The sequence below is a fragment of the Geodermatophilus sp. SYSU D00708 genome, assembly GCF_054050115.1.
The window spans coordinates 60,892-73,406 of record NZ_JBJGYS010000023.1; the positions used below are offsets into that span (position 1 = coordinate 60,892).

The 12,515-nt window shown below is 74.6% G+C and carries 12 protein-coding genes; 6 read left to right on the forward strand and 6 right to left on the reverse strand.

Annotation, left to right across the window (positions count from 1 at the left end; translation table 11 throughout):
- The first annotated feature begins 83 nt into the window (after nucleotides 1–83).
- The 3 genes from ACI79D_RS18325 (at nucleotide 84) to ACI79D_RS18335 (ending at nucleotide 3,530) form a co-directional block, all read left to right on the forward strand.
- Complete coding sequence (locus tag ACI79D_RS18325; RefSeq protein WP_456919901.1) at nucleotides 84–1,082, forward strand: GlxA family transcriptional regulator; 999 nt, start codon at nucleotides 84–86, stop codon at nucleotides 1,080–1,082.
- Nucleotides 1,083–1,296: 214 nt separating this feature from the next.
- Nucleotides 1,297–2,922 (forward strand): DEAD/DEAH box helicase, encoded by a 1,626-nt coding sequence (locus tag ACI79D_RS18330; RefSeq protein WP_456919902.1) that lies wholly within the window; start codon nucleotides 1,297–1,299, stop codon nucleotides 2,920–2,922.
- Between the two features lie 104 nt (nucleotides 2,923–3,026).
- Nucleotides 3,027–3,530, forward strand: a complete 504-nt coding sequence (locus tag ACI79D_RS18335) for a hypothetical protein (RefSeq protein WP_456919903.1) — start codon at nucleotides 3,027–3,029, stop codon at nucleotides 3,528–3,530.
- Between the two features lie 75 nt (nucleotides 3,531–3,605).
- Here the strand turns inward: ACI79D_RS18335 and ACI79D_RS18340 are convergent, their stop codons facing one another.
- Nucleotides 3,606–4,136 carry a helix-turn-helix domain-containing protein gene (locus tag ACI79D_RS18340; protein WP_456919904.1) on the reverse strand — a complete coding sequence of 177 codons (531 nt, stop codon included), beginning with the start codon at nucleotides 4,134–4,136 and terminating at the stop codon, nucleotides 3,606–3,608.
- 55 nt (nucleotides 4,137–4,191) lie between these two features.
- Here ACI79D_RS18340 and ACI79D_RS18345 point away from each other — a divergent pair, with 55 nt between their 5' ends.
- The 3 genes from ACI79D_RS18345 (at nucleotide 4,192) to ACI79D_RS18355 (ending at nucleotide 6,095) form a co-directional block, all read left to right on the forward strand.
- Nucleotides 4,192–4,539, forward strand: a complete 348-nt coding sequence (locus tag ACI79D_RS18345; protein WP_456919905.1) for a hypothetical protein — start codon at nucleotides 4,192–4,194, stop codon at nucleotides 4,537–4,539.
- A 2-nt stretch (nucleotides 4,540–4,541) separates the two neighbouring features.
- Nucleotides 4,542–5,456 (forward strand): alpha/beta hydrolase family protein, encoded by a 915-nt coding sequence (locus ACI79D_RS18350; RefSeq protein ID WP_456919906.1) that lies wholly within the window; start codon nucleotides 4,542–4,544, stop codon nucleotides 5,454–5,456.
- Between the two features lie 153 nt (nucleotides 5,457–5,609).
- Nucleotides 5,610–6,095: a cupredoxin domain-containing protein gene (locus ACI79D_RS18355; protein ID WP_456919907.1), complete on the forward strand. Its 486-nt coding sequence runs from the start codon at nucleotides 5,610–5,612 to the stop codon at nucleotides 6,093–6,095.
- 91 nt (nucleotides 6,096–6,186) lie between these two features.
- On the opposite strand, the gene ACI79D_RS18360 is transcribed toward ACI79D_RS18355, so the two are convergent.
- From ACI79D_RS18360 to ACI79D_RS18380, 5 genes are all read right to left on the reverse strand, one after another.
- A complete protein-coding gene (locus ACI79D_RS18360) occupies nucleotides 6,187–7,194 on the reverse strand; it encodes a sugar phosphate isomerase/epimerase family protein (RefSeq protein WP_456919908.1) in 1,008 nt (335 codons plus the stop codon).
- A gap of 13 nt (nucleotides 7,195–7,207) precedes the next feature.
- Nucleotides 7,208–8,392, reverse strand: coding sequence for a Gfo/Idh/MocA family protein (locus tag ACI79D_RS18365; RefSeq protein ID WP_456919909.1), 1,185 nt, complete (start codon nucleotides 8,390–8,392; stop codon nucleotides 7,208–7,210).
- A 65-nt stretch (nucleotides 8,393–8,457) separates the two neighbouring features.
- A complete protein-coding gene (locus ACI79D_RS18370) occupies nucleotides 8,458–9,510 on the reverse strand; it encodes a substrate-binding domain-containing protein (RefSeq protein WP_456919910.1) in 1,053 nt (350 codons plus the stop codon).
- Between the two features lie 125 nt (nucleotides 9,511–9,635).
- Entirely contained in the window at nucleotides 9,636–10,826 is a 1,191-nt protein-coding gene (locus tag ACI79D_RS18375; RefSeq protein ID WP_456919911.1) for an ABC transporter permease, read from the reverse strand.
- A complete protein-coding gene (locus tag ACI79D_RS18380; RefSeq protein ID WP_456919912.1) occupies nucleotides 10,823–12,388 on the reverse strand; it encodes a sugar ABC transporter ATP-binding protein in 1,566 nt (521 codons plus the stop codon). Before ACI79D_RS18380 ends, ACI79D_RS18375 begins: the two co-directional genes overlap by 4 nt.
- Between the last annotated feature and the right edge of the window lie 127 nt (nucleotides 12,389–12,515).

A 12,515-nucleotide genomic window follows, 5' to 3' on the forward strand; every position in this document is an offset into this window, starting at 1 on the left:
ACCGACGGCGGCGACCGACCGACAGTGGCCCGGAGGCCAACATGTGCAACGATCCGGCCATGTCCTCAGGCCCGAGTCCGGCCATGCTTCTAGGCCCGAGCCGGCACGAGGTCGCGGTCCTCGCGGTGGACCGCGTCGTCGGCTTCGAACTCGGGCTGCCCTACCGGCTGCTCGGGCTGGCCGAGGCCGACGACGGCTCGCCGCTCTACGACGTGCGGATCGCCACGCTCGACGGGCAACCGGTCCGGACGGCAGACGGGTTCTCGGTCCAGCCCGACCACGACGGCTCGGTGCTGCGGACCGCGGGCACGGTGATCGTCCCCGGGATCATGGGCGGCCCGGCGGTGCACGAGGGCCGCATCCCGCCGGAGCTGCGCGAGGCCCTGCGTGCAGCCGCCGGTCACGCCCGGATGGTGTCGATCTGCACCGGGTCGTCGGTGCTCGCCGCCGCAGGCCTCCTCGACGGCCGGCCGGCCGCCACCCACTGGCGCGACGTCGACGCCTTCCGCCGCAACTTCCCCGCCGTGCACCTCGACCCGGACGTGCTCTTCGTCGACGACGGTGACGTGCTCACCTCCGCCGGTGTCGCCGCGGGCATCGACCTGCTGCTGCACCTGGTGCGCCGCGACCACGGCAGCGAGGTCGCCAACCGGGTCGCCCGGCGCAACGTCGTCGCGCCGTGGCGGGAGGGTGGCCAGTCGCAGTTCGTCGAACGACCGCTGCCGGAGGCCGGCGAGGCGGGCACCGCCGCCACCCGTGCCTGGGCCACCGAGCGGCTGGGCGAGCCGCTCACCCTGGCCGACCTGGCGGCGCACGCGCGGATGAGCGTGCGCACCTTCACCCGCCGGTTCCGGGAGGAGACCGGCGTGTCCCCGCTGCGCTGGCTGGCCGGGCAGCGGCTGGCCCTGGCCCGGCACCTGCTGGAGTCCACCGACGCGCCGATCGACCGGGTCGCCGCCGACGCGGGGTTCGGCACGCCGGCCTCGCTGCGCCAGCACCTGCGGGCCAGCATCGGCGTCGCCCCGGGCACCTACCGGCGCACGTACCGCGGCGCGGGTGTGACCGGACACTCCACGGGGTGACGGCACAGACGCGGTCCGCATCTGGTTGAGTACGACGTACCGGCGCCGCCCTCCGCTCATCCGGAGCTGCAGGACCCGACGTCGGACCGAGGCAGCGCCACCGAGGCGCGCCCGGTCGTCGGACGTCCCGCGGACGACGCGAGCTCGCCCTGCTCCGCGCAGGTGCGCCGCGCCCGGGATCGACGGCGGCCATCCCGACCGTCAGGAAGACCGAATGACCTCGCACGACCCGTCCACCCCTGCCCGCGACAGCGCCGGCCGTCGCCGCCGCGGCAGCCGCGGCCGCGGCCGCTCCGGCGCCGCCCGTCCGGCCGCCCCCGCCGCCGAGCCGACCCGATCCGCGCCGGCCGCCGCCTCCGTGGACCTCGCCCCGGTGGACGTCGCCCCGGCCGTCGTCCCCGCCGGCGCCCCCGCCACCGTCGTGGCCACCGACACCACCTTCGCCGCGCTCGGCGTCCCCGCGCCGCTGGTCGAGGTGCTCGCCGCCAGCGGCATCACCGCCCCGTTCCCGATCCAGGTGGCCACGCTGCCGGACTCGCTGTCCGGGCGTGACGTCCTCGGCCGGGGCCGCACCGGCTCGGGCAAGACGCTCGCCTTCAGCCTGCCGCTGGTGGCCCGGCTGGCCGCCTCGGACAGCCGCCGCCAGGCCCGGCGGCCGCGCGCGCTGGTGCTGGTGCCGACCCGCGAGCTGGCCAACCAGGTGCTGGCCACCGTCGACCCGCTCGCCCGCGCCCTGGGCATGAAGGCGACCACCGTGTTCGGCGGGGTCGGCCAGAACCCGCAGGTGCAGGCGCTGGCCGCCGGCGTCGACATCGTCATCGCCTGCCCGGGCCGGCTCGAGGACCTCATCGGCCAGGGCCACGCGGACCTCTCCGCCGTGGAGATCACGATCCTCGACGAGGCCGACCACATGGCCGACCTGGGCTTCCTGCCCGGCGTCAAGCGGATCATGGACCGGACGCCGAAGACCGGCCAGCGGCTGCTGTTCTCGGCCACGCTGGACAACGGCGTCGACGTCCTGGTCAAGCGCTACCTCTCGAACCCGGTCACCCACTCGGTCGACCCGGCCGTGGCGCCGGTCGCGACGATGACCCACCACGTCCTGCGGGTCGAGGCCGCGGACAAGGCCGCCGTGGTCCGCGAGCTCGCCTCCGGGCTCGGCCGCAGCGTGCTGTTCACCCGCACCAAGCACCAGGCCAAGAAGCTCGCCAAGCAGCTGACCGCGTCCGGCGTCCCGGCCGTGGACCTGCACGGCAACCTCAGCCAGAACGCCCGCGAGCGCAACCTCGAGGCCTTCAGCAACGGCAGCACCCGGGTGCTGTGCGCGACCGACATCGCCGCCCGCGGCATCCACGTGGACGACGTCGCGCTCGTCGTCCACGTCGACCCGCCGGCCGAGCACAAGGCCTACCTGCACCGCTCGGGCCGCACCGCGCGGGCCGGCGCCGGCGGCACGGTCGTGACCGTCGCGACGCCGGACCAGGCCGGCGAGGTGCGCACCCTCGCCCGGCAGGCCGGTATCACCCCGACGGTCAGCTCGGTGCGCCCCGGCGCGCCGGAGATCGCCGCGCTGACCGGCCCGCCCGCCCCGCACGTCGAGCCCGCCCCGGCACCGGCTCCCCAGCCGCAGGGCCAGGGCGGCGGCCGGCGGCGCCGGTCCGGGGGTGCGGGCGCCGGTTCGACCGGGGCTCCGACGGGTGCTGGGGCCCCGACGTCCGGCGGACGGGGCGGTACGGGTCGGCCCGCGGGTCCGGCCCGCACCCGGGCCGAGCTGGCCGCGCGCGCCGGCAGCCACTCCGCCGCGTCGTTCAGCGGCCGGTCCCGGCGCGGGGGCCGCTGACCGCCGTCCACTCCGATTGACGCCCGGGGTGGTGGGCACGGCACGTGTCGTCCAGGGTTGGTCGAACCCCTGACCGCCCGACCCGACCTGCGAGGTACCCCACCATGGCTCTGCCCATCACCCTGTCCGAGATCGGCCCCCGCATCTCGGCCGGCGCGTTCATCCTCAACAGCGGCCTGGGCAAGCGCGGCGCCGACGAGGCCACCGCCGCCGGCCTGCACGGGTTCGCGTCGGGCACCTACCCGTTCCTGAAGAACATCCCGCCGCAGCAGTTCGTGAAGGGCCTGGCCTACGCCGAGATCGCCGTCGGGACCGCGCTGCTGACCCCGTTCGTGCCGACGGCGCTGGCCGGCGCCGTGCTCACCGGCTTCTCGGGCGGCCTGCTGGGGCTGTACCTCAACACCCCGGGGATGCGGAAGCCCGGCAGCCTGGCCCCGACCCAGGAGGGCCTGGCCGTCGCCAAGGACGTCTGGCTGCTCGGCATCGGCGTCGGCCTCCTCACCCGCGGCACGATCGACCGCAAGCCGCGGCAGGTCCGCAAGGCCGCCAAGACCCTCGCCAAGGCGAACCGGAAGGCCGCCCGCGCCGCCCGGCGCGAGGCCGCCTGAGGGAGGACCCCGCCCTCCCCCGCTCGGGCCGGTGCCCGGGCGGGGGCGGGAGCGGCCACTCCCCGGGGCGCGTCGTCACCCGGGCAGGAAGACCTGGGTGACGACCCGCCGCCGGCGCGCGCCGGCCGGCTCGTTGGCCATCCGGGCGGTCAGGGCCGCCCGCAGCTCGGTCACCAGCTCGGCGAACTCCTCGTCGCTGAGCCACAGCGCCACTTGCCGGTACCCGACCCCGTCGGCGGCGGGGTCGAGCCGACCGCCGTCGGCGCGGTCGGCGTACCGGTCGAAGTCGGCCAGCAGCGCGGCGACGAAGGTCGCGAACGCCCGCCGGTGCTCGTCGGCCGGCATGGCGGCCGCGGTCGCGCCGTCCACCGAGGCCGCCTCGGTCACCAGCCGGTAGCTGCGCTCCGTCGCGCCGCGCACCCGCCGCTCCCCCGCCACCGCGAGCACGCCCGCCTCGGCCAGCACCCCGACGTGCCGGTACAGCGTCGCCGGCGGGACGTCGGCCAGCTCGGCGCGCAGGTCGGCGGTGGTCAGGACCCGCTCCCCCAGGAACGCCTGCACGATCCGGAGCCGGACGGGGTGCAGCAGCAGGTCTGCGGTCGCCACGGCCACCACCATTCTCGTTTTTGACAACGGTATCGATTTCGGGAATGGTAGCGCCATGGCGACCGTGACGACCACTCCGCAGACCCTCCGCATCACCCTCACGACGGCCGAGAAGGTCCTCGGCCTGCTCGGCGACCTGGAGGTGCCGCGCGCGTCGGTGACGTCGGCCGAGGTGGTCCCCGACGGGCTGGCCGGCGCCCGCGGGCTGCGCGCTCCCGGCCTCGGCCTCCCCGGCGTCCGCAAGATCGGCACCTGGCGCGCGCGCGAGGAGAAGTCGCTGGTGTCGGTCCGCCGGGGCCAGCCGGCCGTCCGCGTCCGGCTGGCCGGCCAGCGGTACGACGCGCTGCTGGTGGGTGCCGACGACGCCGCCGCGCTGGCCGCCGACCTCGCCCCGGGCCGCTGAGCGTGCGCGACCTGCCCATCCGGGTCCCCGGCGAGCCCGCACTGGCGGGCACGCTCACCCTCCCCGGGACCCCGCTCCCGGCACCGGCGGTGCTCCTCGCCTCCGGGTCCGGCCCGCTCGACCGGGATTCCAACCACCGGCGTGCCCGGTTCGACGTCACCCGACAGCTCGCACACGCCCTCGCGGCGGGTGGCCTGGCCTCGCTGCGCTACGACAAGCGTGGCGTCGGCGAGACCCCCGGCGACTGGCGCTCGGCCGGCCTGCACGACAACGTCGACGACCTCGCCCGAGCGCTCCACGCCCTCGCCGCTCGGCCCGAGGTCGACGCCAGCCGGGTGCTCGTCGCCGGGCACAGCGAGGGCGCCCTCCTGGCCGCCGCGCTGGCCGCACGGGGAGAGCCGGTCGCCGGCGTCGTCCTGCTGTCGACGAGCGCCACCCCCGGCGAGGAACTGCTGCGCTGGCAGGCCCGGCAGCTCGCACCCACGCTGCCCGCACCGGTGCGCGGGTTGCTGCGCCTGCTGCGCACCGACCTGGAGGCGAAGGTCGCCGCCAACCACGCGCGGATCAAGGCCACCACGACCGACGTCGCCCGGGTCGGCGGCGTCCGCGTCAACGCCCGCTGGACGCGCGAGTTCATGGCGCACGACCCCCGGGCCGACCTCGCCCGGCTGACCGTCCCGGTGCTGGCGGTGACCGGCGAGAAGGACCTCCAGGTCCCCGCCGCGGACCTCGACGCCCTCGCCGCGACCGTGCCCGGCCCGGTGGAGGTGCACCGCGTGCCCGACCTGACCCACACGCTGCGCCGCCAGCCAGGCCGCGCCTCGCTGCGGGCCTACCGCGAGGAGCTGCGCCGCCCGGTCGACCCCGAGGTGCTCGCGACCGTCGTGGCCTGGTGCCGGCAGGTTCCCGCGTCGTGAACCGGCCCCGGCCCGCTCCCTGGCGACGGCCTGTCGGCTCCCTGTGAACCCCCTGTGAAGGGGTACCGGCGAGGTCCTTCAAGGTTGCAGTATCTCCGGCCACAGCGGTACCCGCCGACGGGGCGAGGTCACCGCCGGCCCCGAGGAGGTCCCGTGCTCAGCCTGACCGGCTCCACCCGCCCCGCCCGCCGCACCGCGGCCGCCGTCCTCGCCCTCGGTCTCGGCGTCGGCCTCACTGCCTGCGGCGGGGGCGAGGACGACGCCGGCGGCGCTGCCGGCGGCACGTCCAGCAGCGCCGCCGACACCGGCTCCAGCGCGGCCGCGGCGCCGTCGTCCGCGGAGGCCCCGGCCGCCGAGAGCGAGACCGTCACGGTGAACGCCGTCGACTTCGACTTCGAGCTGTCCGAGGACTCCTTCGCGGCCGGCACGTACACCTTCGAGGTCACCAACACCGGCAACATGCCGCACGACTTCGTCGTCGAGCGGGACGGCGAGGACGTCGCCGGCACCGAGGTCCTCCAGCCGGGCGGCACGGCGACCCTCGAGGTGACCCTCGAGGAGGGCGACTACGTCTTCTACTGCGGCGTCGGCCAGCACCGGGCCAACGGCATGGAGGTGCCCGTCTCGGTCTCCGCCTGACCGCCCACCGCCGGGGCGCAGCCGCCTGCCGGCGGTCCGACCCCGGGACGGTGGGCGGCGGGCCCCCGACCGCCGCCCACCGTCCCGGCTCTCAGTTCCCGCTGGCGAAGGCCGCGTCGAAGGCGGCCGCGGGCGGGTCGAACGCCAGCCGGCGGACGAACTGCAGGGCCTCGGGGGCGCCGACCAGGCGGTCCATGCCGGCGTCCTCCCACTCGACCGAGATCGGCCCGTCGTAGCCGATCGTGTTCAGCATCCGGAAGCAGGCCTCCCACGGGACGTCGCCGTGCCCGGTGGAGACGAAGTCCCAGCCGCGCCGCGGGTCGGCCCAGGGCAGGTGCGACCCCATCCGGCCGTTGCGGCCGTTGCCGACCTGCTTCTTCGCGTCCTTGCAGTCGACGTGGTAGATCCGGTCCTTGAAGTCCCAGATGAACGACACCGGGTCCAGGTCCTGCCACACGAAGTGCGACGGGTCCCAGTTCAGGCCGAAGGCCTCCCGGTGGCCGATGGCCTCCATCGTGCGGACCGTCGTCCAGTAGTCGTAGGCGATCTCCGACGGGTGCACCTCGTGGGCGAAGCGCACACCGACCTCGTCGAACACGTCGAGGATCGGGTTCCAGCGGTCGGCGAAGTCGCGGTAGCCGTCCTCGATCATCGAATCGGGCACCGGCGGGAACATCGCGACGGTCTTCCAGATCTTCGACCCGGTGAACCCGACGACGGTCTTCACGCCGAGCTTCGCCGCCGCGCGGGCGGTCGTCTTCATCTCCTCGGCCGCCCGCTGCCGGACGCCCTCAGGGTCGCCGTCGCCCCACACGCGCGGGTGCACCATGCCGCGGTGCCGCTCGTCGATCGGGTCGTCGCAGACGGCCTGGCCGTTGAGGTGGTTGGAGATGGCGAAGACCTGCAGGTTGTGGCGCTTGAGCAGGTCGAGCTTCTCCTGCACGTAGGAGTCGTCGTTCGCGGCGCGCTCGACGTCGAGGTGGTCGCCCCAGCAGGCGATCTCCAGGCCGTCGTAGCCCCACTCCGAGGCGAGCCGAGCCACCTCCTCGAACGGCAGGTCGGCCCACTGGCCGGTGAACAGGGTGACGGGACGGGGCATAGCAGGTCCTCCTTCAGGCGGGGATGGGGGTCCAGACGGAGTCCGCGGCCGCGCTGCGCTCGACGGCGTCGAGCACCCGCTGCACCTGCAGCCCGTCGGCGAAGGACGGCGTGGGGTCCTCGCCCTTGGCGATCGAGGCGACCAGGTCGACCACCTGGTGGGTGAAGCCGTGCTCGTAGCCCAGGCCGTGGCCGGCCGGCCACCACGCGGCGACGTAGGGGTGCTCGGGCTCGGTGACGATGATGCGGCGGAAGCCGGCGGTCGCGGCCGGCTCGGCGCCGTCGAAGAACTCGAGCACGTTCATGTCCTCGAAGTCGAAGGCCAGGCTGCCGGCCGAGCCGTTGACCTCGATGCGGATGGCGTTCTTCCGGCCCAGCGCGAACCGGGTGGCCTCGAAGCTGGCCAGCGCGCCGCCGGAGAACCGGCCGAGGAAGACCGCCGCGTCGTCCACGGTGACCTCGCCGGTCTCCTCGCCGCCGACGCCGCTGAGGCTGCCGCTGGACACCGGCAGCGGCCGCTGCTTGACGAAGGTCTCCAGCAGGGCGCTGACCCCGGTGAGCCGCTCGCCGGTGATGTACTGCGTGAGGTCGACGATGTGCGCGCCGATGTCGCCCAGCGCCCCGGAGCCGGCCTTGTCCTTCTCCAGCCGCCACGACATCGGCGCGGCCGGGTCGGCGATCCAGTCCTGCAGGTACTGCGCGCGCACGTGCCGGATCTGCCCGATCCGGCCCTCGGCGACCAGCTGCCGGGCCAGCCCGATGGCCGGCACCCGGCGGTAGGTGAAGCCGACCATCGAGCGGACGCCGCGGGCGGCGGCCCGCGCGGCGGCCTCGGCCATCGCCTCGGCCTCGGCGACGGTGTTGGCCAGCGGCTTCTCGCAGAGGACGTGCTTGCCGGCCTCGAGAGCGGCGATGGCGATCTCGGCGTGGGTGTCGCCGGGCGTGCAGACGTCGACCAGGTCCACGTCAGGACGCTCGAGCACCCGGCGCCAGTCGGTCTCGGTGCTCGACCAGCCCAGCCGCCCTGCGGCGTCGGCGACCCGGGCGGGGTCCCGGCCGGCGAGCACGGTCAGCTCCGGTCGCAGGGGCAGCTCGAAGAAGTGGGGGGCGGTGCGCCAGGCCTGGGAGTGGGCGGCGCCCATGAAGGCGTAGCCGATCAGGGCCACGCGCAGAGGGGGTGTGCCGAGGGTGGAGGTCATGCGGTCGCTCCGGGGGGAGAGCGGGGTCGCCGGAGCACCGGGCTCCGGCGACCCCGCGGCAGCGGTCAGGACTCGAAGGCGGCGTCGATGTACTGGTCGACGTTCTCGGCGGTGACGACCGGCGCGTCGAGCACGATCCGCTGCGGCACCCCCTGGGAGGTGAGGTCGGACAGGCTCTTGCCCTGCCCCAGGAGCCGGGCGAGCGCGATCCCGTCCGCGGCCTGGGTGTGCGGGTAGATGACGGTCGCCTGGAGCACCGACTCGCCGGACTGGATCTCGCGCATCGCGTTCGCCGAGCCGGCGCCACCGACCATGAAGAACTCGCTGCGGCCGGCGTTGGTGATGGCGGCCAGGACGCCGACGCCCTGGTCGTCGTCGTGGTTCCAGATGGCGTCGATCTGCGGCGCGGCCTGGAGCAGGTTGGCCGCGGCCTCCTCGCCGCCCTCGACGGTGAAGTCCGCCGCCACCCGGTTGTCGACGTTGAGCCCGCACTCGGCCAGCGCGTCGGCGAAGCCCTGGCTGCGGTCCTGCGTCAGCGGCAGCGAGTCGATGCCGGCGATCTCCGCGACGACCGCGTCGGGCTGGTCGCCCAGCTGCTCACAGATGTACTGGCCGGCCGAGACGCCCATGCCGTAGTTGTCGCCCAGGACGGTGGCCTGGGCGGCGAACGGGCTGTTGAACTCGCGGTCGACGTTGATGACCGGGATGCCGGCCTCCATGGCCCGCAGCGCGACGGGGGTCAGGGCGGCGCCGTCGAAGGGCAGCAGCACGATCGCGTCGACGCCCTCGTTGATGAACGTCTCCACCTGGCTGATCTGGGTGCTGACGTCGTTGGTGCCCTCGGCGATGCTCAGCTCGACGTCCTCGTAGCGATCGGCCTCGGCCTGGGCGGCCTGGCTGATACCCGCCATCCAGCCGTGGTCGGCGGCCGGCGCGGAGAAGCCGATGCGGACCGTCTCACCGGCCTCGTCGTTGGGGCTGGCCGCGTTGTTGCCGCCGTCCTCGCCGGAGCTCTCCGGGGTGTTGCTGGTGCAGCCGGCCACGAGGGCGCCGGCACCGACCAGGGCGATCGCGGTGTAGGACAGGCGGCGGAAGGGACGCTGCCTCGCTGCAGACATGTGCTCTCCTCGGATGGGCCTCCCTGGCTGCTCTGGCCAGGTGGTCTGTCGGGTGCTGGTGCGCCCAACGGGCCGAGAGCCCGGTGGGGTGGTGCGGACCGGCGACGCGCCTCGGGGCGCACCGGTCACGTCTGGGGTCGGTCGGGCGCCGTTCCAGGGCCGGCCCCGCCGGGACCGCCGTCGGTGGTGGTCCCGCCGGACACCGCGCCGGACGGCGCTCCGGCCACCGCGGGGGCGCCGGCCGCAGGTCTGCCCGCGGTCGGGCGGCGGAAGCTGAAGCCGCCGGTGGCCAGGCGCTGCTGCAGCAGGACGGCGGCCACGATGATCACGCCCTTGGCGACCGCCTGCGCCGAGCTGGACAGGTTGTTCAGCACGAAGACGTTGTTCAGCGTGGTGAAGATCAGCACGCCCAGGACGGTGCCGACGATGGTGCCGCGGCCGCCGATGAGCAGCGTGCCGCCGATGACCACCGCGGCGATCGCGTCGAGCTCGTAGAGGGTGCCGTGCGTCGAGCTGCCGGTCGTCGTCCGGGCCATGAGCATCACCGCGGCGATGCCGCAGGTGAGGCCGGAGAGGACGTAGAGCTTGACCGTGTGCCGCTGCACGCGGATGCCGGCCAGCCGGGCGGCCTCGGCGTTGCCGCCGACGGCGAAGGTGCGCCGGCCGAACGTGGTGCGGTTGAGCAGCACCCAGCCGGCGACGGCGACCAGCGCGAAGATGATCACCAGGGTCGGGACGCCGAGGACGTCGCCGGAGAAGAAGTCCAGGAAGTCGCGGTTCTGGACGATCTGCGTCCGCCGGTTGGCGATGATCTCCGCCAGGCCGCGGGCGGCCGCCAGCATGGCGAGGGTGGCGATGAAGGCGGCGAGCTTGCCGTAGGCGATGACCACGCCGTTGACCAGCCCGGCGACCGAGCCGACGACGAGCGCGGTGAAGACCATGACGATCCAGTGGACGTCCTCGGCCATCTGCTGGGTGGCCAGCGTGGTGGCCCACACCGAGGACAGCGCGACCAGGGCGCCGACCGACAGGTCGATGCCGCCGCCGATGATCACGAACGTCATCCCGATGCTGACGACGCCGATGACGGCGGCGGCGCGCAGGATCGTCAGGGTGTTGTCGACGCTGGCGAACCGGTCACCGGCAGTGATGACACCGACGATGCAGAGGATCACCAGGGCCACGACCAGACCGAGGTTGCGGCCGACCGGGCCGGACATGAAGCCCGGCCCCTTCCCGCCGTTCCGCTCGGGCGCCGCCGGGCCCGCGGCCGTGCTCGCCGCTCCCCCCGTCGTCGCGGTGGTGCTGCCGCTCATGCCACGTCCCCTTCGTGCTGGGTTGTTCCGGTGAGGGGGGCGCCCCGGTGGCCGATCCCCTCCATGACCAGGTCGAGCACGCGGTGCTCGTCGAGCGCGTCGGCCGGTTCCTCGGCGAGCACCCTGCCCTCGGCGACGACCAGGACGCGGTCGGCCAGCCCGAGGACCTCCGGGATCTCGCTGGAGACGACCACGACCGCGACGCCGCGGTCGGCCAGGTCGCGCACCAGCGCGTAGATCTCCGACCGGGCGCCGACGTCCACGCCGCGGGTGGGCTCGTCGAGCAGCAGCACGCGGCAGTCGCGCAGCAGCCAGCGGGCCAGGACGACCTTCTGCTGGTTGCCGCCGGACAGGGTGCGGACCTCGCGGTCGACGTCGGCGGGACGCACGTCCAGCGACTCGACCTGGTGCCGCGCGGCGTCCTTCTCCGACGCCCCGGACAGGAAGCCGGCGCGGGCGAAGCGCGCCAGGCTGGAGATGCTGATGTTGCGGTAGACCGACTCGCCCAGCAGCAGGGCCTGGCTCTTGCGCTCCTCCGGGGCCAGCCCCACTCCGGCGGCCACCGCGCCCCCGACGTCCCCGGGACGCAGCCGGCGACCGGCGACGCGGACGGTGCCGGTGGTGGCGTGCCGCGCGCCGAAGACGGTCTCGAGGATCTCCGACCGGCCGGAGCCGACCAGGCCGGCCAGACCCACGATCTCGCCGGGGCGGACGCGGAACGACACGTCGCTGAACGAGTCGCGCAGGCCCAGCCCCTCGACCTCCAGCAGCGGCGCCTCGTCGGTGTGCGGCAGCGCCCGCCGCTCCGGGAAGACGTACTCGATGGTGCGGCCGGTCATCAGCGTGATGACCTCGCGGGTCGGCGTCTCGCGGGCCGGGAGCCCGGTGGCGACGGTGCGGCCGTCCTTGAGCACGGTGATCCGGTCGCCGATCGTGCGGATCTCCTCGAGCCGGTGGGAGATGTAGACGACGGCGACGTCGGAGGCCTGCAGCTCGCGGATGACCGCGAACAGCCGCTCGACCTCCTCGTTGTCGAGGACGGCGGACGGCTCGTCCATGACGATCAGCTTCGCGTCCTGGGACAGCGCCCGGGCCATGCTGACCATCTGCTGGGACGCGGCCGACAGCGACCCGACCTCCGCCGTCGGCCGGATCTCCGGGTGACCGAGGCGGGTGAGCAGCTCACCGGCGGCCTGGTTGGCCTCGGCGGGCCGGGTGATGCCCAGCCGGGAGAACTCCCGCCCGAGGAAGACGTTGTCGGCGACGGTCAGCCCGGCCACCAGGTCCAGCTCCTGGTAGATGGTCGCGATGCCCAGCGACATGGCGGCCTGCGGCGTGGCCAGGTCGACCGGCTGCCCGCGCCAGGAGATGCGCCCGGCGTCGGGCTGGTGCGCGCCGGCCAGGACCTTGATCAGCGTGGACTTGCCGGCGCCGTTCTGGCCGAGGAGGCAGTGCACCTCCCCCGCGCGGACGTCGAGGTCGACGCCGTCGAGCGCCCGGACCCCCGGGAAGGTCTTGACGATCCCGCGCATCTCCAGCAGCGGGGCCGTCACGACCGACACCCGCTGAGTGTCGGAGGAAGGACCGAGGACACGGCGTCACCACCCGGACTTTTGCTCAACGCTGATCATTAGTGGGGTCAGCGAGGAACGTATGTCCCGGCCGCGAGTGTGGTCAAGGCCACGTCAC

Coding starts and splice junctions, on each gene's coding strand:
- ACI79D_RS18325 (WP_456919901.1), top strand. CDS start 84: ATGCTTCTAGGCCCGAGCCGGCACGAGGTCGCGGTCCTCGCGGTGGAC.
- ACI79D_RS18330 (WP_456919902.1), top strand. CDS start 1,297: ATGACCTCGCACGACCCGTCCACCCCTGCCCGCGACAGCGCCGGCCGT.
- ACI79D_RS18335 (WP_456919903.1), top strand. CDS start 3,027: ATGGCTCTGCCCATCACCCTGTCCGAGATCGGCCCCCGCATCTCGGCC.
- ACI79D_RS18345 (WP_456919905.1), top strand. CDS start 4,192: ATGGCGACCGTGACGACCACTCCGCAGACCCTCCGCATCACCCTCACG.
- ACI79D_RS18360 (WP_456919908.1), bottom strand. CDS start 7,194: ATGCCCCGTCCCGTCACCCTGTTCACCGGCCAGTGGGCCGACCTGCCG.
- ACI79D_RS18365 (WP_456919909.1), bottom strand. CDS start 8,392: ATGACCTCCACCCTCGGCACACCCCCTCTGCGCGTGGCCCTGATCGGC.
- ACI79D_RS18370 (WP_456919910.1), bottom strand. CDS start 9,510: ATGTCTGCAGCGAGGCAGCGTCCCTTCCGCCGCCTGTCCTACACCGCG.
- ACI79D_RS18375 (WP_456919911.1), bottom strand. CDS start 10,826: ATGAGCGGCAGCACCACCGCGACGACGGGGGGAGCGGCGAGCACGGCC.